Origin of the sequence: Flavobacterium cheonhonense (genome assembly GCF_035671315.1) — a bacterium.
Taxonomy (GTDB): domain Bacteria; phylum Bacteroidota; class Bacteroidia; order Flavobacteriales; family Flavobacteriaceae; genus Flavobacterium; species Flavobacterium cheonhonense.
The window spans coordinates 128,452-146,227 of record NZ_JAXAVY010000003.1; the positions used below are offsets into that span (position 1 = coordinate 128,452).

Sequence of the window (17,776 nt, forward strand, 5' to 3'; positions counted from 1 at the left end):
GAAAATTGAATTGACAGAAACAAATTTACTAAAGTTTCACTTCCAATGCACATGACCTATGTCACAAAAACACATTTCAACGGTTTCTTAATCAAATCTTAATGGAAAGCATCGATTACTCTTCCAACAAAACCTCCAAAATCTGAATCGCGGCATCGCTAATCTTTGTACCTGGTCCGAATACTGCAACAGCTCCGGCATCGAATAAGAATTGGTAATCTTGCGCAGGAATAACGCCACCTACTATGACCATAATGTCATCGCGACCGTATTTTTTGAGTTCTTCAATCACTTGCGGGACTAAGGTTTTGTGTCCGGCCGCTAGGGAAGAAACTCCTAAAATATGCACATCGTTTTCCACGGCTTGTTTGGCGGCTTCTTCGGGTGTTTGGAATAGCGGTCCAATGTCTACGTCGAAACCTACATCGGCATAACCGGTGGCTACCACTTTGGCACCACGGTCGTGACCGTCTTGTCCCATTTTGGCAATCATGATACGTGGTCGACGGCCTTCTTTTTTGGCGAAAACGTCGGCTAATTGTTTGGCTTTTTCAAAGCTCTCGTCGTTTTTGATTTCTTTACTGTACACGCCGCTAAAACTTCTGATTTGTGCTTTATAGCGTCCGAAAACTGCTTCCAAGGCATCGCTGATTTCTCCCAAAGTGGCTCGGTTTCGGGCTGCTTCTACGGCTAAAGATAATAAATTTTCGCCACCATTTTGGGCACTTTCGGTAATCTTTGCTAAACTGGCTTTTACTTTAGCGGTATCTCGAGTGGCTTTGATTTGGTTCAAACGTTCAATTTGTTGTTGGCGCACCATTTGGTTGTCTACATCCAAAATGTGTAACGGATCTTCTTTGTCCAAACGGTATTTGTTGACGCCTACAATAATATCTTGTGCGCTGTCGATGCGGGCTTGTTTACGAGCAGCAGCTTCTTCAATTCTCAATTTCGGAATACCGGCTTCAATGGCTTTGGTCATGCCGCCTAAGGCTTCCACTTCTTGAATCAAAGCCCAGGCTTTTTCGGCAATCTCGGCGGTTAAGCTTTCCACATAATAACTGCCGGCCCAAGGATCAACGGTTTTGCAGATTTTGGTTTCTTCTTGTAAAAAGATTTGGGTATTTCGGGCAATGCGCGCAGAGAAATCTGTTGGCAAGGCAATGGCTTCGTCTAATGCGTTGGTATGCAAGGATTGCGTTCCGCCAAAAGCCGCTGCAGCCGCTTCGATAGTCGTACGAGCCACGTTGTTGAACGGATCTTGTTCGGTTAAACTCCAGCCTGAAGTTTGACAATGCGTTCTTAATGCCAGTGATTTTTCGTCTTGAGGATTGAATTGCTTTAACAGTTTCGCCCACAACATTCTTCCGGCGCGCATTTTGGCGATTTCCATAAAGTGGTTCATTCCAATCGCCCAAAAGAACGAAAGGCGAGGCGCGAATTCGTCTATTTTCATTCCGGCAGCCAATCCGGTTCGGATGTATTCTAAGCCATCGGCTAAAGTGTAAGCCAACTCAATATCGGCGGTAGCTCCGGCTTCTTGCATATGGTAGCCTGAAATCGAAATCGAGTTGAATTTCGGCATTTTTTTGCTGGTATATTCAAAGATATCGGCGATGATTTTCATGGAAGGCGTAGGCGGATAGATGTAAGTATTGCGCACCATAAATTCCTTCAGAATATCGTTTTGTATGGTTCCGGAAAGTAATTCGGAAGCCACACCTTGTTCTTCAGCTGCTACTATGTAAAACGCCATAATAGGTAAAACCGCACCGTTCATGGTCATGGAAACCGACATTTCGTTGAGCGGAATTTGATCGAAGAGCACTTTCATGTCTTCTACAGAATCTATCGCAACTCCGGCCTTACCAACGTCACCCACTACGCGCTCATGATCAGAATCATAACCTCGATGTGTGGCCAAATCGAAAGCGACCGACAAGCCTTTTTGTCCGGCGGCTAAGTTTCTGCGATAGAAAGCATTACTTTCTTCTGCCGTAGAAAATCCGGCATATTGGCGAATCGTCCAAGGACGACGTACGTACATGGTGGCGTAAGGACCGCGTAAATTGGGGGCAAATCCGGCTCCGAAATCTAAATGTGTTAAGTTTTTGATATCGGCTTCAGTATACGTTGGTTTGACTTCGATGCCTTCGGCAGTTAGGAAGTTTTGCCCCTCGACTGCGCTCGGGGTGACAACTAAATTATCTAATTGTATATGTTGGATGTTTTTTCTCATGACTAGGCTTCTTGCGATAAACGTTCTTGTTCCAGTTTCTCGGCCAAACGCTTTTCAATCACCGGAGTGATTAAGGTTTTGCGTGGATTTTGTTTGACAAACGGATACAGCTCGAGGTCGTGTTTCATCTTGTCGTTTTTGTTGGGGTATTTATTGGTGCCCAATAGAATTTCTTTGCCATTGTCGAAAGCCTCTTGTTCTTTGGCGGCACTTTCGCTGATTTTTCGTTGGATAGTACCTTCGATTAATTGGGTAATCAAACCACCGTTGGCTTCGATATCTTTAAATAGGAGTAAAGCTTTTTCGGCTAATTGTTCGGTTAAGGCTTCGATGTAATAAGCACCGTCGGCTGCGTTGTTGACTTTATCAAAATAACTTTCGTGCTTTAACACCAATAATTGGTTACGCGCAATTCGATCGCCAAATTCATTGTCTTTGTGGTATAACGCATCGTAAGGCGAATTGGCTATGCTATCGGCACCGCCTAAAATAGCACTCATGCATTCGGTTGTAGTACGCAGCATATTTACGTTATAATCGTACAGTGTTTTGTTGCGTTTGGTTGGCGTGGCGATGATGTGGCAATCTGTATTGTGATTGTATTCTTTCGCCAAAGTACTGAACAACAATTTTAAGGCGCGCAATTTGGCTATCTCGAAGAAGTAATTGGTGCCTACGGAAACTTCAATTGTAATAGGTTGGTTGAGGTTTGTCACCCTATGGAAATACTCATTCACTTGTGCCAAAATATACGCCAACTGTTGCACCATATTGGCTCCGGCATTTTGGTAAGTACCGCTGTTGATGTTTAAGAAAGGAATCGTTGTTTTGGAAGCGATTTGGTTGAGTTTTTCAAAATCCTTATCCAAGTTTTCGAACCAATTACCGTCTTTTACCAACTGGCCGATCGGATCGATTTGAATTGCGATATCGGCTTTGTGCTTAGAGGCGAAATCGTTGATTTTAGTTACGAAATCGATTGAAAGGAAAGGCAAATAAAAAAAATATTGGGTGTTGGTTAGCGGCAGATTTTGCATCAGGGCTTCCAAATTAACCGCATCATTTTCTATGGTAAAACGAATGCTTTCGGCACCGCGATTCAAGGTTTCTAAAGCTCTTTTATTGGATTTTACCACATCGTGAACAAAGATGTTTTGTAGTATTGAAAATCCGTTTTCCTTAGGTGGTGCGGAAAAATTGATTTCCGTTTCGTCTATGTGGTAAAAAGGTTTGACTTTGATACCTTCCGGACTTTCCCAAACTAGGGTTTCGTTATAGTCGGCGCCTTTGAGTTCATATTGAATTTGTTGTTTCCATTGTTTGGAAGACACCGGTTCGAACTCATTGAATAAATTGTCAGCCATGGTCAGGGTTTATAAAGATTTTGACTTGGATTGTTCTTCTTTCAGGGAATCTTCTTCAAATTCGATGATATAAACATCCTCGCTATCGCGTTTCATATAGTATTTTTCGCGGGCGTATTTTTCTATTTGGTCAGGATTTTTGAGGAGTTTGATATTTTCTTCGTCCTTTTTGATTTCTTCCTGATAGTATTTTTTATTGTCTTCGAGTTCATCGAGTTGTTGGTCTAACACCCGATGTTCCATATAAGAGGTATTGTCTAAAAAAAGCATCCAGATGGTAAAAAAACACAACACGATAACGTATCGGTTACCCAAGATTTTTAGGATAGGATAGGCATCGGTTAAGTTTTTAAAGAAGCTCATTGGTGTAAAATTAGGTAATTCTTTGGTTGATTACAGCTCTAACCACATCGATAGCTACCGTATTGTATTTGTCATTTGGAATAATGATATCGGCAAAAGCTTTGGTAGGTTCGATAAATTGTTGGTGCATTGGCTTAAGCGTGGTTTGGTAACGATTCAATACCTCTTCCATATCACGTCCGCGCTCGGCAATGTCTCTTTTTAGACGACGAATTAAACGTTCATCAGAATCGGCATGCACGAAGATTTTCACATCAAACAATTCGCGGAGTTCCGGATTGGTAAGGATTAGAATTCCTTCCACAATCATTACTTTTCTCGGATGCGTAATGATAGAATCGTCGGTTCTGTTGTGCGTGATGAAGGAGTATACCGGTTGTTCGATGGTTTTTCCTGCTCTCAAATCTTTTAAATGTTGCACCAAAAGATCAAAATCGATAGCACGAGGATGGTCGAAATTAATCAAGGCTCGCTCTTCAAAGCTCAAGTTGTTGTTTTCTTTGTAGTAAGAGTCTTGAGAAATAACGCCCACTTCGGTTTGGGGCAATTCATTCATAATTTGATGAACCACAGTTGTTTTTCCGCTTCCGGTTCCGCCGGCAATTCCGATAATCAGCATAAAGAGTTGTGTTATTTTTACTGAACACAAAAATAGAAATTATATCGAAAGCGCCTTTTGTTTTTTTGAAAATTAAAAAAAGGGAAAAACTTTTTGTAAACTAATTTATAGTTTTATATTTGCACTCCCATTTGAGGGAACTCGGGGTGTAGCGTAGCCCGGTTATCGCGCCTGGTTTGGGACCAGGAGGTCGCAGGTTCGAATCCTGCCACCCCGACGAGTAAATCCTTTCTGCCAAAGCAGAAAGGATTTTTTTATGGAACAAAAAAGTGCAACTCGTTGCAACTTTTTTGTTCCATAAAAAAATCTTCGGATGTTACATCCGAAAGGATTTACTTGAAATAGAGCCTACACTCAGGATCACGGAGTAATCCTGCTTTTTAATTTGAGATGTATTTTTAAGATGTAGGCACTTCGACAGGCTCAGTGTGACAATGGCGTTTTGAATTGTTATTTATTTTAGTTGTTACATCCGAAAGGATTTACTTGAGTTAGAGCCTACACTCAGGATCACGGCGTAATCCTGCTTTTTATTTGATAAGTGTTTTGTGATTATGGCACTTCGACAGGCTCAGTGTGACAATGGCGTTTTGAATTGTTATTTATTTTAGTTGTAACATCCGAAAGGATTTACTTAATATAGAGCCCACACTCAGGATCACGGCGTAATCCTGCTTTTTAATTTGAGATGTATTTTAAGATGTAGGCACTTCGACAGGCTCAGTGTGACAATGGCGTTTTGAATTGTTATTTATTTTAGTTGTTACATCCGAAAGGATTTACTTGAGATAGAGCCTACACTCAGGATCACGGCGTAATCCTGCTTTTTAATTTGAGATGTATTTTAAGATGTAGGCACTTTCGACAGGCTCAGTGTGACAATGGCGTTTTGAATTGTTATTTGTTTTAGTAGTTACATCCGAAAGGATTTACTTTATAGAGCCCAGTTTCAGGGTATATAATTCAGCCTGTTTTAGCAAGTCCAAATACGTTGTTAAACACTACCAAAACGTCAATCCTAGCCCCGATGGGAGCAAACTACCGCGTAGTGCGGACAGCGGGACGACTTGTCCTGCGATACCCAATGTGGTGCTCCTAATTATAAAACCAAACTTGTTTTTAACAATAACTGCATCTTATTCACAAATTGCGTAAAGCGATTGGGTTGTCTTATTATTTTTTAATGAAATCGCATACATTTGCAACCTAAATAAACTTCAAATCATGTCAGAGACTATAGAAAAAATCAAATGCCTTATTATAGGTTCGGGGCCTGCGGGTTATACGGCTGCTATTTATGCGGCCAGAGCCAATATGAATCCGGTATTGTACCAAGGAACGCAACCGGGCGGACAATTAACGACTACCAATGAAGTGGAAAATTTTCCGGGTTATCCTGATGGTGTAACCGGACCGGAGATGATGGTGCAATTGCAAGCGCAGGCGCAGCGTTTTGGAACCGATGTTCGTGATGGCTGGGTGACTAAAGTTGATTTTTCGGGGCCTGTGCATAAAGTTTGGGTCAATGATACCAAAGAAATCCACGCACAAACGGTGATTATTTCTACCGGAGCTTCGGCTAAGTATTTAGGATTGCCTTCAGAGCAGCATTATTTACAAATGGGTGGCGGTGTTTCGGCTTGTGCGGTGTGTGACGGGTTTTTCTACCGCAACCAAGAAGTGGTAATTGTAGGTGCCGGAGATTCGGCTTGTGAAGAAGCGCATTACCTTTCTAAATTGTGTAAAAAAGTAACGATGTTGGTTAGAAGTGAGAAATTCAGAGCTTCTAAAATTATGGAAGAACGCGTACGCAAAACCGAGAATATTGATATTTTGATGAACCATGACACTGTTGAGGTGATTGGCGACGGACAAGTGGTGACTGAAATCAAAGCGTTGAACAAAACTACAGGAGAAACTATTACCATTCCGGCTACCGGTTTCTTTGTAGCTATTGGACACAAACCGAATACCGATATTTTTGCCGATTATATCACTTTAGATGAAACCGGTTATGTTGTTAATGTTCCGGGCAGTTCCAAAACCAATGTTCCCGGAGTTTTTGTAGCCGGTGATGCTGCCGATCATGTATACCGCCAGGCAATTACGGCCGCTGGAACGGGTTGTATGGCTGCTTTGGATGCCGAAAGATATTTGGCTGCTTTAGACTAAAACAAATTATTTATAAAAAAAATCCCGTCTTTACTCGAGACGGGATTTTTTTATTTGCTTGGTTTTTTGAGTAGTTCGGCACTGTCGGCAAAACGTTTCATTTCGATTTTGATGGGTTCGCCGTAGAGTTCGATTTCGCTGTCGCCTGAAGCATCTATGGTGACGATGTTACTAACATTGATACTGCTTTTCGAATATCCTCCGGTTTCTAATAAAGCGTTTTTGGCCGTTAATTTTTTGCCGATAAAATCGGTGTTGTTGTCTAGTCTTAATTTAAGGTCTATGATGTCGCCTTCGACTTCGGCGGCCGATTTTTGGTACAAATCGAATTTCATCTCGCTCGAAGAAATTAAGGCTTTAACGTAGGCGCTTTTGCTTAAGTCGATAGCCGTTTTAGTCGATTTTAAGTTCAGTTCCACTTTCGATTTATCGTTAGCCATTAAGGTGAAACTTTTGGTGTTGGCATTGAGAAATAACTTGGCGTAATCGTAACTCTTGAAGGTTACATTGTCTAAAACCACATCGGATAAAGCTGTCACGTTGGTTTCATCTTTAGCGATTACCATATTGAGCTTGTCGGTGTAAGTGATGCGAACGCTTAGTTTTTTGTAGCTTGAGATGTCTTTGGCGGTTGAAATTCGGAGGTTGCTTCCGTTTATTTTGTATTCGATGAACGGAATCAGGTTGTCATCGGCTTCAATCTCCAAAGCACAGTCGTTTCCTTTCACCAGAAATACTTCGAGGTTGTCTTCCAATTCGATGCTCTCAAAATTATCGATGGTTTTGAGTTCCGACTTGACAATTTTCGACCCTTTTACTTTTTCTTTTTTTTGTCCGAAAGCTAGAACGGTTAATAAAAGACAAGTGATTAGTAGCTGTTTTTTCATGACTGTGGCTGTTTGGTTGTTACATCAATTGGGTGCAATGACCTCGATGTCAAAAATAGAAAAAAAAACATCCCAATGGTTATTGAGATGTTTTATTAACTTATTCTTTCGAAACGCTGCCGCCGGAACTTTCATCGACTCTGACTTCTTTTGGTGTTTTGGTGTAGGTTATAGAACTGCCGCTGGAGGCTTTTCCGTCTAACAATACTATCGGATTTACAGTGGTCGAACTGCCGCTGGATGATTGGGCATACACTTCATTAGCCAATAGTTCATCGGCGTCGATATGGCTTCCGCTGGATGAAGCTGAATATAGCTTTAGGGCTTTACCGGTCACTTGTTGTTCGCTACCGCTGGAAGTCTCTAAGGTAACTTTATCCGATTCTACGGCTATTTCCATACTACTGCCACTACTTGATTTAAGAGTAATGTCTTCGCCGGTTAGCAGATTTCCTGATTTTAAGGTTGAACCGCTTGAACTTTCCAAACTCACAATTTTAGGTAGTTTTACAGTTACTTTTTTGGCGGTGATATTGATGTAATTATTGTACTCCGAGTAAATCACCAGGGTATTGTTTTCAACCTTAGTTTTGATACCGTTGATTAAGTTGTCATCAGCTTCTACCATTACATCGAAGTTATTCGATTGTACGATTTCGCATTCTAAGCCATTGGCTACCGTAACTTTGTCGAAATTACTCAGATTGCGTTTTTCGGTCACTACTTTACCGCTTCCTTTGATACTGTTGCCCAAATCGAAATTGGCATTACAAGAAGCTAATGTTAAGGCTACCAGAGCAGCCGTTACTATTTTTGAAAATAAAACTACAATTTTTGTCATGACTATTCAGTTTTAATGATTACACCATCACTTCCCACAGTGAGTTTTCCTTTTTTGTCTTTTTTACCCGATTTGGTTTCGGTTACTACTTTGCCGTTAATTTTAACAGTAACGGTTTCAGAGGAGTCAGTTTCATCTATGATATTAATTTCTTCGGTTTGAACGCCGCCTTCCACATCGTTGTATTCGTTCTCATCGGCCGGGCAATTCAAGCATTTAACTTTGTTTTCATCAACTTTATAAATGTATTCATCAGAACTATGGTGTAAGTTGAAGAAGTCGTTGTCGGATTCATCAAAGTGTTGCACGGTTTCATCAGCTACAAATACAGTTCCTTTAGGAAGATACAAATACAGTTCTACACGTTGGTCGCGGAATTTACTCGCCATTTCGGTTAACAGATAGTTGTCTAAAAGCAATTGATTGCCAACAATCTTGAAGCCGTATTTGATTTTTTCTGCTCTTTCATTGGCTTCTTTGAATGATTTTCCATCAGCTAGTTTTTCAATTTGCAGATAAGGTTCGGTTTTATCAGTGCTTTTAATTTCAAAACTGATTTGATTGGAGTATATTACTTCGTTTTTGGCGGAATCTTGTGTGAAGATGAACTCTTCGTGTTCATATACATTTTTAGAAAAGAAATCGTTGCTCACAAACTTAATTTTTAGTGTATCTGTTGGTTGGATATTGATGGTTTCTTTGGTCACTACTTTGCCTTCAAAGGCAGACTCTGTGGACTGCTTGATTCCAATAACTACCAGTGAACCTACGGCGAAAATCCAAATGGCCAATAAACTGTATTTTACGGCAGCGCCCAACGATTTCATGTTGCTAACCAATAATTTTAATCCTAACAATAAGAAGAAGAACAAAGGAATTCCGATGGCTAAGAAGGCCAACAAACCGAACGCCCAAAGCGGAATATCGGTGTAATTAACCGCTTCTACATAACGTTGCCAAGGCGCGTCAATAAAGGAAGTTGTCCCGAAGGTAAACAATCCGATGAACAATCCGGCTAAAGACATAGCCGAGAATACTAAAATAATAGCGCCTAATACTTTGGCAAAAGCACCGAAGATTTTCATGATCACATCGCCTAAACCACCGGCTACTCTTTCAGCTCCGTTTTTGACTTGGTTGCCCATTTCGTCGTAATTGGCATTTTTGAATTTGTTGGAAACTGATTCAAATTCCTCTCTGACTTTCTTTTCAATGTTGGATATGGTTACCGGTTCTCCGGTCATTTCTAATTTTTCGGATGTAGTTACTGCTTTCGGAGTAGCAATCCAAAGGATCAAATAAGCGATGACTCCAAAGCTGGTGAACGCTAACAATAAGAAGATAATTTTAATCCAAACCGCATCTACCCCAAAGTAGTGTCCTAAACCGGTACAGACACCGCCAATTAAGCCTCTGTCTTTGTCACGGTACAATTTTTTTCTGCCTGTCGCTGCGAAGAAAGGTTCCGATTTGCTTTCGGTACCATCGTCGTCAATGCGGTAATCTTCCGGTTGTCCCATAACCACTATCACTTCGTCAACATCTTTGTTATTGATTACGTGTTTGTCTGATTTTTGTTTTTCGGTTAAAAGCTCAGCCACACGCATTTCAATGTCTTTCATGATTTCGTCCTTACCGGAAGAATTAGAAAGCGAACGTTTTATCGCATCAAAATATCTTGATAATTTTTGGTATGCATCTTCATCGATATGAAAGAATAAACCACCTATATTAATATTTACTGTTTTGTTCATGATTGTTATTTTTGATTGGTTATGATGTTCACGGCGTCTGATAATTCGGTCCAAGTGCCGTTCAATTCAGTTAAAAATGTCTTGCCTAATTCGGTTAAGCCATAGTATTTTCTGGGCGGCCCCGAAGTTGATTCTTCCCAACGGTAGTTGAGTAATCCGTCGTTTTTAAGTCTTGTCAATAGCGGATAAACCGTTCCTTCTACTACAAGCAGTTTAGCGTTTTTTAAAGTGTCTAAGATTTCAGAAGTGTAGGCGTCTTTTTCTTTTAGGACAGACAAGATACAAAATTCTAAAACACCTTTTCGCATCTGGGCTTTTGTGTTTTCAATGTTCATAGTACATGATTTTAAATTTTTCTGATTAACATTCGTTTTTTGATTTCGTGATGATTGAAACCGGTGATTGATTATGATTGATTATGAATTGTTTTTATTTGAAAAACGGTATACTTAACGGGTATTTGTAAAATTCTCCGTTTGATGTTTTCACGGCACCGTAAATGATCAGTACAAATTCGATTACTTTAATAAAACAGAACAGCAACACGGCAATAATACCCAATATTGAAATTCCGGTTAAGTTACCCATGCTTAAGTTGTCGATTACAAATTCTCTATTGATATGAATGTCTCCTTCCGGTACATTTTTAAAGATAGAATAGATAAAAATCGGAATAGCAATCAAACACAATACAACAGTGTAAACAAAGATGCTCAATTGGAAATTCAAAACTTGTTTCCCGTTGTAATCCACAAATTCAGATTCATTTTTTTTGGTACTCCATATTACAATCGGGAAGATGTAATTTCCAAAGGGAATAACATATTGTGTCAAAGCACTCAAGTGCAAGAACGTAGCAATGTTTTTTTCGTTAGTAGTTGTCATTTTTTTGATTTTTTTAGTTGATGATTAAAACTCCGAGCTCACAATACTATAGATAAGCTATTAATTTCTTATACAAAGATAAGGTTAAAAAAAAGGTATTATGCAATGCAAAGTACTTAAAATTAACAAAATATTAACATTTAAAAAAACGTATTAAACCCATGTCTTTTTTGTACTTTTACAGTAAAATCAAGTACTTATGGAATTTTCGCCTTCAAAATTGAATACTTTCTTATTTTTTAAATTGCCTTCCGCATTTTGGTCCGGCGTTAGGGTAAAGGCGATTTCAGAGCAACAATGCGTAGTTACGGTGAAGCACCGTTGGTTCAATCAAAATCCCTTCAATTCCATGTATTTTGCGGTTCAGGCTATGGCGGCAGAACTAACAACCGGTGCTTTAGTAATGATGCAAATCAAGAAGTCAGGCAAAAAGATCTCTATGTTAGTCGCCAATAACAAAGGTAATTTTACAAAGAAAGCCACCGGAAGAATTACTTTTACTTGTAATGACGGTCATTTGATAACCCAAGCCATTTCGCAAACCATTGCTACCGGAGAAGGACAAACCTTTTGGATGAAATCCGTCGGGGTTAATGAAAAAGGCGAACAAGTCTCCGAATTGGATTTCGAATGGAGCATTAGAGTAAAGTAGTCAACAAAAGTTAAACCCATTATAATTCCACTCTTTTTAGTGTACTAAGGTTGTAACTTTGATTAAAAATTACAGTAATGAAGATTTTGATTACGGGAGCAACGGGTTTAATAGGGCGTGAGTTGGTTACTTTATTGTTAGCCAATCAACACACGGTGCATTATTTAACCACCTCAAAGACTAAAGTGGCAGAGAAACCTAATTTGAAAGGTTTTTATTGGAATCCGCAAGCGGGTAAAATTGAGGAAAGTTGTATTTACGGTGTGGATGCCATTATTCACTTGGCCGGCGCCAATATTGCCAAACGTTGGACAAAATCATACAAGCAAGAAATCATTGAAAGCCGTACTTTGTCGAGTGAATTACTGTTTAATCTGCTAAAAAAAACACCGCATCAAGTCAAACAAATCATAACCGCTTCCGGAACGGCTATTTATCCTGAAAGTGTAAGCCAAGTGTATGATGAGTCGGCTACGCAAACAGAAGATAGCTTTTTGTCGAACGTAGTCAAAAAATGGGAAGCCAGTGTCAATACTTTTCAAGTGCTGGGCATTAAAGTCTGCAAACTCAGAACCGGTATAGTCTTCTCTGAAAAAGGCGGCGCTTTGCCTGAAATGGTGAAACCGATAGCAATGGGTTTCGGAGCTGCTATGGGTTCCGGTAAACAAATGCAATCATGGATTCATATAAACGATTTGGTTGCGATGTACCGTTTCGCCCTGGACAATCAGTTGGAAGGCGTTTATAATGCGGTTAGTCCTAATCCGGTTAGTAATGCAGTATTGACCAAAGCCATAGCCAAAGTTTTGAAGAAACCGCTTTGGTTGCCTAATTTGCCTGAATTTGTAATGAAATTAATATTGGGTGAAATGGCTTATTTGCTTTTCTCGAGTAAAAACCTCAGTGCCGATAAAATACAAACTCTCGGATTTCAATTCCAGTTTCCCGAAGTCGAATCCGCACTTCGAGATTTATACAAATAAAAAAAGAGCTGTCATTTGACAGCTCTTTTTTTACTATAAAAGTTTGTTGAATTAATAATTTTTACAGCGAAAAGCTAACCTGAAAGTTTGTTTTTAAATTGTTGTCTAACAAATATAAAGCTTTCGAAAACGTGATAGTCTTAAAATTATATTAAAATTATATTAAATTGCCGAATCGCAGCTTTGTTGGCATCAGAATAAAATTAATGACAATTTGACATTTTAAAAGAATTGGCAGTACTTTTGCTAATTGAGAATCCGGAAAAATTCCCAAATGAAAATCAAAAATATTTTTAAAAATACAACACAAATGAATACGGATAACACGGAAAAAGAGCCAATAGAAAGCGCCAATGAAAATGCAGCCAACGAAATTGAAACAGCTGAGGAACTTAGTGTTGAAGCCCAATTACAAGAAGATTTAGCCAAAGAAAAAGATAAGTTTTTGCGTCTTTTTGCCGAATTTGAAAATTACAAAAAGAGAACAGCTAAAGAGCGAATCGATTTATTTAGAACTGCCAACCAAGAAGTATTGCAAGCCTTGTTGCCGGTTTTAGATGATTTTGACAGAGCAATGGTGCAAATCGCTAAAAGTGAGGACGAATTGTTGTTGAAAGGGGTCGAATTAATCCATGAAAAATTAAGAAATACTTTAGTTTCCAAAGGTTTAGAGCAAGTAGAAGTGAAAGCCGGCGATGACTTTAATGCTGATTTCGCTGAAGCTATTACACAAATTCCGGCGCCAAGCGAAGCTTTGAAAGGAAAGATTGTAGACGTTGTGGAAAAAGGATACAAGTTAGGAGACAAAATCATTCGTTTCCCTAAAGTTGTCATCGGAAACTAACCAACGATGATCTTATAAAGTGCCGAAAGCCATTTCGGATCAACTAAAATTTGAGAATAAATATTATGAGCAAAAAAGATTTTTACGAAATATTAGGCGTTTCTAAAAGCGCAACTGCTGAAGAAATTAAAAAGGCCTACCGTAAAAAAGCCATCGAGTTTCATCCTGATAAAAATCCTGGGAATAAAGAAGCGGAAGAGAACTTTAAAACGGCAGCTGAAGCCTATGAGGTTTTAAGCGATCCGGATAAAAAAGCCAAATACGACCAGTACGGTCACGCTGCTTTCGACGGCGCCGGTGGTTTTGGTGGTGGACATCACATGAATATGGATGACATCTTCAGTCAATTTGGGGATATTTTCGGAGGTGCTTTTGGTGGCGGATTCGGAGGTTTTGGCGGAAACGGTGGCGGACAACGTCGCGTAAAAGGAAGTAATCTTCGCATTAAAGTCAAACTTACTTTAGAAGAGATCGCCAATGGTGTTGAGAAGAAAGTCAAAGTGAAACGCAAGGTGCAAGCACCGGGTGTACAATATAAAACTTGTTCAACTTGTAACGGACAAGGACAAGTATTACGTGTTACCAATACTATTTTAGGTAGAATGCAATCGGCTACGACTTGTCACGTTTGCGGTGGTTCCGGACAAACCATAGAAAGCAAACCCAACAATGCCGATGCTCACGGTATGATTATGGAAGACGAAACGGTATCGATTAAAATACCGGCCGGAGTGGTTGATGGCATGCAATTAAAAGTATCCGGCAAAGGAAACGATGCGCCCGGTAATGGAATTCCGGGGGATTTAATTGTCGCCATCGAAGAACAAGAACACGAATTTTTAAAACGAGAAGGCGAAAATCTTCATTACGATTTATACATTAGCTTCCCGGAAGCAGCTTTAGGGGTTTCAAAAGAAATTGAAGCAGTTAACGGAAAAGTTAGAATTAAGCTGGAAGAAGGCATTCAATCCGGTAAAATTCTTCGCTTAAAAGGCAAAGGAATCCCAAGCTTAAACAGTTACGGCAACGGCGATCTATTAGTACATGTAAATGTTTGGACACCAAAGACTTTAACCAAAGAACAACGTCAGTTTTTTGAAAAAGCAATGACCGACGAGCACTTCACACCAAAGCCTGAAAAGAGCGATAAATCTTTTTTTGAAAAAGTAAAAGATATGTTTTCATAATTAAAAAATATGTTTTACATTTGGTTATTACTTGGAAACAAGTAATTTCTTTTTCATAGCAATTTTTCCCATCCTTTTGTAAAAATTAGGGTGGGTTTTTTTTGTAACAAAAATGAAGATGTGCTACTTATTGGTTACTTTTACAACATCCAATAGCAATGGAAATGAAAATCAAGAGTAGCGCAGGCTCATATTGCTATTGTTATTGATATTGAAATTTACAATCATGAGCAACATACTCGAAGTCAAACAAGTTGTCAAGCAATACGGTGATTACACCGCGCTCAACGAAGTTTCTTTAACAGTTCCTAAAGGCAGTATTTACGGACTTTTAGGTCCGAATGGCGCTGGGAAAACATCTCTTATTCGCATTATCAATCAAATCACGATGCCCGATAGCGGTGCCATTATATTAGATGGCGAACCACTTAATCCGTCACATGTTCACGCTATTGGTTATATGCCTGAGGAAAGAGGGTTGTATAAAACCATGAAAGTAGGCGAGCAGTGTTTGTATTTGGCGCAATTAAAAGGATTGTCCAAAGCCGAAGCCAAAAGAGAATTAGACTATTGGTTTGACCGATTAGAGATTCAAGGTTGGTGGAACAAGAAAATTCAAGAACTTTCAAAAGGCATGGCTCAAAAAATCCAATTTGTGGTTACCGTTTTACACAAGCCGAAATTGCTCATTTTAGACGAGCCTTTCTCCGGTTTTGATCCGGTGAATGCCAACTTGATTAAAGATGAAATCATCGAGTTGAACCGTCAAGGAACTTCTATTATTTTTTCTACGCATCGTATGGAAAGTGTTGAAGAAATGTGCGATTACATTGCCTTGATTCACAAATCGAATAAACTCATAGAAGGCAAACTTTCTGATGTTAAAAAGCAGTACCGAACCAATAATTATGAAGTAGGTATCCTGACCAATAATGTTGAAGGTTTGATGTATGATTTGTCACAAAAGTTTACCTTATCGCCAACCGATTTCAAATCGCTTAATGATGAACTTAAATTAGAAATCAATCTCGGAAATGCCACACCAAACGAGTTGTTGAATACGTTGGTGCAACGCGGACAAGTCACTCATTTTATGGAGAAGATTCCAAGCGTGAACGATATATTTATTAAAACAGTAACACAATAGATTGTTAGACTGACTTAGACAGTTTAGACTTTCAGTCACAATCTAATAGTCTAATAATCCAAGAAGTCTAAAGATCTAACAAATCTAAGAAATCCGAAATATGAGCAAACTAGCGCTAATCATCAAAAGAGAATTTGTGGCCAAAGTGCGCAATAAATCGTTTATTGTTATGACTTTTTTAAGTCCGCTCCTGTTTGTAGCCATTGGTGTTTTTGTGGGCTATCTGAGCACTATGAAAGCCGATCAAAAAACAATCGCTATACACGATGAAAGCGGTTTGTTTGTCAACGAATTCAAGAGTGATGAAGAATATAAATACCTTGACTTGTCGAAAGTAGACACCAAAACACTCAAGGACAGTATTATCAGTGAACACTACGAAGGCTTACTTTTTATTCCAAAACTAACGCCAACAGATTCGTTACCAACCAAAATTGAGTATGTCTCTAACGACAGCCCGAGTGTGATGTTTGTGGAAGATTTAGAATCGGTTATCAATAACAAACTCACAACTGAAAATTACCATAAAGCCGGTTTAGATGTCAAAGCTATTGACAAAGCCCAATCGAACATCAGCATTAATTTGACCAAAGCTTCCGGAGAAACCGCTTTGAAAGGGTTAAACGAAATTAAAATTGCCATTGGCGGTGCTTTTGGCTATTTAATTATGATGTTTATCGTTATCTATGGCAATATGGTGATGCGCAGTGTGATTGAAGAAAAAGTATCACGCATTATCGAAGTCATCATTTCCTCGGTAAAACCTTTTCAATTGATGATGGGTAAAATTATCGGGACTTCTTTGGCTGGGATTTTACAGTTTATGATTTGGGCCATTCTCGGATTGACGGCGATGTTTGTGTTGTCTTCCATTTTCGGTATCCAAATAGGAGCTACCTCAGGCGTTAATGCGGAAGCGGTGCAAACAGCCCAGCAAGAAATGGGCGGTTCTATGGCTTTGTATGTAAAGGAGATTTGGAACTTGCCTATAGGTACTATTTTAATTTCATTTATCTTTTATTTTATTGGCGGTTACTTTTTGTATAGTTCGTTTTACGCTTCCATAGGAGCTGCGGTAGATAATGAAACCGATTCGCAACAGTTTTTATTGCCGATCATCATGCCGCTGATTTTGGGAGTTTATATCGGATTTTTTACCGTAATCAATGATCCGCACGGAACAGTGGCTACTGTTTTTTCCATGATTCCGCTAACGTCTCCCATTGTAATGATGATGCGTATTCCGTTTGGCGTGCCGTTGTGGCAAATAGCCGTTTCTTTGGTCTCATTGTTTGCTACTTTCCTTTTAGTCGTTTGGTTTGCGGCCAAAATTTATCGTGTTGGGATTTTAATGTACGGCAAAAAACCTACTTGGAAAGAACTGTACAAATGGTCAAAATACTAAAGATGAGACAAGCTCTTTTGATACTCTTTTTGCTTTTTGGTTTTTCGGGTCAAGCCCAAAAAGCCGAAGTGGAGCAAACCATACAAACTTTTTTCGAAGGTTTTCACGCCAAAGATACCTTGAAAATTAAGTCGACTTGCAGCGATAAACTGGTTTTACAATCCATTTCGGAGACGGCTAAAGGCAATAAGTTCTCTACTGAAACGCCTAAAGAATTTTTGATTTCTATGGCTACTATTCCGGCTGATATGCAATTTGAAGAGCGCATTTTGAGCTACAACATCCAAGTCGACGGCACTATGGCACATGCTTGGACACCCTACGAATTCTACATCAATGGTAAGTTTAGTCATAAAGGCGTCAATGCGTTTACCTTGTTTAAAACAGCCGAGGGTTGGAAAATCGTTCATCTTATCGATACCCGACGAAAGTAA

17 protein-coding genes and 1 tRNA gene are annotated in these 17,776 nt (G+C 39.4%); 9 read left to right on the plus strand and 9 right to left on the minus strand.

The features are described from left to right. Positions 1–115: 115 nt before the first annotated feature. From scpA to udk, 4 genes are read right to left on the minus strand one after another with little or no spacing between them, the layout of a single operon-like run. On the minus strand, positions 116–2,239 hold the full coding sequence (gene scpA / locus SK086_RS09225) for a methylmalonyl-CoA mutase (RefSeq protein ID WP_324691130.1): 2,124 nt from the start codon (positions 2,237–2,239) through the stop codon (positions 116–118). Between the two features lie 2 nt (positions 2,240–2,241). Further along, a complete protein-coding gene (locus SK086_RS09230; protein WP_324691133.1) occupies positions 2,242–3,603 on the minus strand; it encodes a methylmalonyl-CoA mutase subunit beta in 1,362 nt (453 codons plus the stop codon). 9 nt (positions 3,604–3,612) lie between these two features. Then, the gene (locus SK086_RS09235) at positions 3,613–3,966 is read right to left on the minus strand and encodes an FtsB family cell division protein (RefSeq protein ID WP_290873840.1); all 354 of its coding nucleotides are present in this window, start codon (positions 3,964–3,966) and stop codon (positions 3,613–3,615) included. A 10-nt stretch (positions 3,967–3,976) separates the two neighbouring features. Then, the gene (gene udk / locus SK086_RS09240; protein WP_290873837.1) at positions 3,977–4,585 is read right to left on the minus strand and encodes a uridine kinase; all 609 of its coding nucleotides are present in this window, start codon (positions 4,583–4,585) and stop codon (positions 3,977–3,979) included. Between the two features lie 142 nt (positions 4,586–4,727). Here udk and SK086_RS09245 point away from each other — a divergent pair. Beyond that, positions 4,728–4,802: transfer RNA gene (locus SK086_RS09245), tRNA-Pro, on the plus strand. A gap of 1,007 nt (positions 4,803–5,809) precedes the next feature. Continuing rightward, entirely contained in the window at positions 5,810–6,757 is a 948-nt protein-coding gene (trxB, locus tag SK086_RS09250) for a thioredoxin-disulfide reductase (protein ID WP_324691136.1), read from the plus strand. A gap of 50 nt (positions 6,758–6,807) precedes the next feature. Here trxB and SK086_RS09255 read toward each other — a convergent pair whose 3' ends face one another. From SK086_RS09255 to SK086_RS09275, 5 genes are all read right to left on the minus strand, one after another. Next, complete coding sequence (locus tag SK086_RS09255) at positions 6,808–7,644, minus strand: GIN domain-containing protein (protein WP_324691137.1); 837 nt, start codon at positions 7,642–7,644, stop codon at positions 6,808–6,810. Between the two features lie 100 nt (positions 7,645–7,744). After that, complete coding sequence (locus SK086_RS09260; protein ID WP_324691138.1) at positions 7,745–8,485, minus strand: head GIN domain-containing protein; 741 nt, start codon at positions 8,483–8,485, stop codon at positions 7,745–7,747. A gap of 2 nt (positions 8,486–8,487) precedes the next feature. Next, positions 8,488–10,239 (minus strand): PspC domain-containing protein, encoded by a 1,752-nt coding sequence (locus tag SK086_RS09265; protein ID WP_324691140.1) that lies wholly within the window; start codon positions 10,237–10,239, stop codon positions 8,488–8,490. A 5-nt stretch (positions 10,240–10,244) separates the two neighbouring features. After that, on the minus strand, positions 10,245–10,574 hold the full coding sequence (locus SK086_RS09270) for a PadR family transcriptional regulator (RefSeq protein ID WP_121314380.1): 330 nt from the start codon (positions 10,572–10,574) through the stop codon (positions 10,245–10,247). 94 nt (positions 10,575–10,668) lie between these two features. Further along, positions 10,669–11,124, minus strand: a complete 456-nt coding sequence (locus SK086_RS09275; protein ID WP_324691143.1) for a DUF4870 domain-containing protein — start codon at positions 11,122–11,124, stop codon at positions 10,669–10,671. Positions 11,125–11,323: 199 nt separating this feature from the next. Here SK086_RS09275 and SK086_RS09280 point away from each other — a divergent pair, with 199 nt between their 5' ends. The 7 genes from SK086_RS09280 to SK086_RS09310 all read left to right on the plus strand — a co-directional run bounded on the left by SK086_RS09280 (position 11,324) and on the right by SK086_RS09310 (position 17,776). After that, positions 11,324–11,776, plus strand: a complete 453-nt coding sequence (locus SK086_RS09280; protein WP_290877455.1) for a DUF4442 domain-containing protein — start codon at positions 11,324–11,326, stop codon at positions 11,774–11,776. Positions 11,777–11,853: 77 nt separating this feature from the next. Beyond that, on the plus strand, positions 11,854–12,759 hold the full coding sequence (locus SK086_RS09285) for a TIGR01777 family oxidoreductase (protein ID WP_324691146.1): 906 nt from the start codon (positions 11,854–11,856) through the stop codon (positions 12,757–12,759). Positions 12,760–13,033: 274 nt separating this feature from the next. Next, a complete protein-coding gene (locus SK086_RS09290) occupies positions 13,034–13,603 on the plus strand; it encodes a nucleotide exchange factor GrpE (protein ID WP_324691147.1) in 570 nt (189 codons plus the stop codon). Between the two features lie 65 nt (positions 13,604–13,668). Further along, the gene (gene dnaJ / locus SK086_RS09295) at positions 13,669–14,790 is read left to right on the plus strand and encodes a molecular chaperone DnaJ (protein WP_324691149.1); all 1,122 of its coding nucleotides are present in this window, start codon (positions 13,669–13,671) and stop codon (positions 14,788–14,790) included. A 226-nt stretch (positions 14,791–15,016) separates the two neighbouring features. Beyond that, on the plus strand, positions 15,017–15,937 hold the full coding sequence (locus SK086_RS09300; RefSeq protein WP_324691152.1) for an ABC transporter ATP-binding protein: 921 nt from the start codon (positions 15,017–15,019) through the stop codon (positions 15,935–15,937). 100 nt (positions 15,938–16,037) lie between these two features. After that, entirely contained in the window at positions 16,038–17,342 is a 1,305-nt protein-coding gene (locus tag SK086_RS09305) for an ABC transporter permease (RefSeq protein ID WP_324691155.1), read from the plus strand. 2 nt (positions 17,343–17,344) lie between these two features. Then, positions 17,345–17,776 (plus strand): nuclear transport factor 2 family protein, encoded by a 432-nt coding sequence (locus SK086_RS09310; RefSeq protein ID WP_324691156.1) that lies wholly within the window; start codon positions 17,345–17,347, stop codon positions 17,774–17,776.

Coding starts and splice junctions, on each gene's coding strand:
- SK086_RS09300 (WP_324691152.1), top strand. CDS start 15,017: ATGAGCAACATACTCGAAGTCAAACAAGTTGTCAAGCAATACGGTGAT.
- SK086_RS09290 (WP_324691147.1), top strand. CDS start 13,034: ATGAAAATCAAAAATATTTTTAAAAATACAACACAAATGAATACGGAT.
- dnaJ (WP_324691149.1), top strand. CDS start 13,669: ATGAGCAAAAAAGATTTTTACGAAATATTAGGCGTTTCTAAAAGCGCA.
- SK086_RS09270 (WP_121314380.1), bottom strand. CDS start 10,574: ATGAACATTGAAAACACAAAAGCCCAGATGCGAAAAGGTGTTTTAGAA.
- SK086_RS09275 (WP_324691143.1), bottom strand. CDS start 11,124: ATGACAACTACTAACGAAAAAAACATTGCTACGTTCTTGCACTTGAGT.
- SK086_RS09260 (WP_324691138.1), bottom strand. CDS start 8,485: ATGACAAAAATTGTAGTTTTATTTTCAAAAATAGTAACGGCTGCTCTG.
- SK086_RS09235 (WP_290873840.1), bottom strand. CDS start 3,966: ATGAGCTTCTTTAAAAACTTAACCGATGCCTATCCTATCCTAAAAATC.
- udk (WP_290873837.1), bottom strand. CDS start 4,585: ATGCTGATTATCGGAATTGCCGGCGGAACCGGAAGCGGAAAAACAACT.
- SK086_RS09305 (WP_324691155.1), top strand. CDS start 16,038: ATGAGCAAACTAGCGCTAATCATCAAAAGAGAATTTGTGGCCAAAGTG.
- SK086_RS09265 (WP_324691140.1), bottom strand. CDS start 10,239: ATGAACAAAACAGTAAATATTAATATAGGTGGTTTATTCTTTCATATC.
- SK086_RS09280 (WP_290877455.1), top strand. CDS start 11,324: ATGGAATTTTCGCCTTCAAAATTGAATACTTTCTTATTTTTTAAATTG.
- SK086_RS09310 (WP_324691156.1), top strand. CDS start 17,345: ATGAGACAAGCTCTTTTGATACTCTTTTTGCTTTTTGGTTTTTCGGGT.
- SK086_RS09285 (WP_324691146.1), top strand. CDS start 11,854: ATGAAGATTTTGATTACGGGAGCAACGGGTTTAATAGGGCGTGAGTTG.
- SK086_RS09230 (WP_324691133.1), bottom strand. CDS start 3,603: ATGGCTGACAATTTATTCAATGAGTTCGAACCGGTGTCTTCCAAACAA.
- trxB (WP_324691136.1), top strand. CDS start 5,810: ATGTCAGAGACTATAGAAAAAATCAAATGCCTTATTATAGGTTCGGGG.
- SK086_RS09255 (WP_324691137.1), bottom strand. CDS start 7,644: ATGAAAAAACAGCTACTAATCACTTGTCTTTTATTAACCGTTCTAGCT.
- scpA (WP_324691130.1), bottom strand. CDS start 2,239: ATGAGAAAAAACATCCAACATATACAATTAGATAATTTAGTTGTCACC.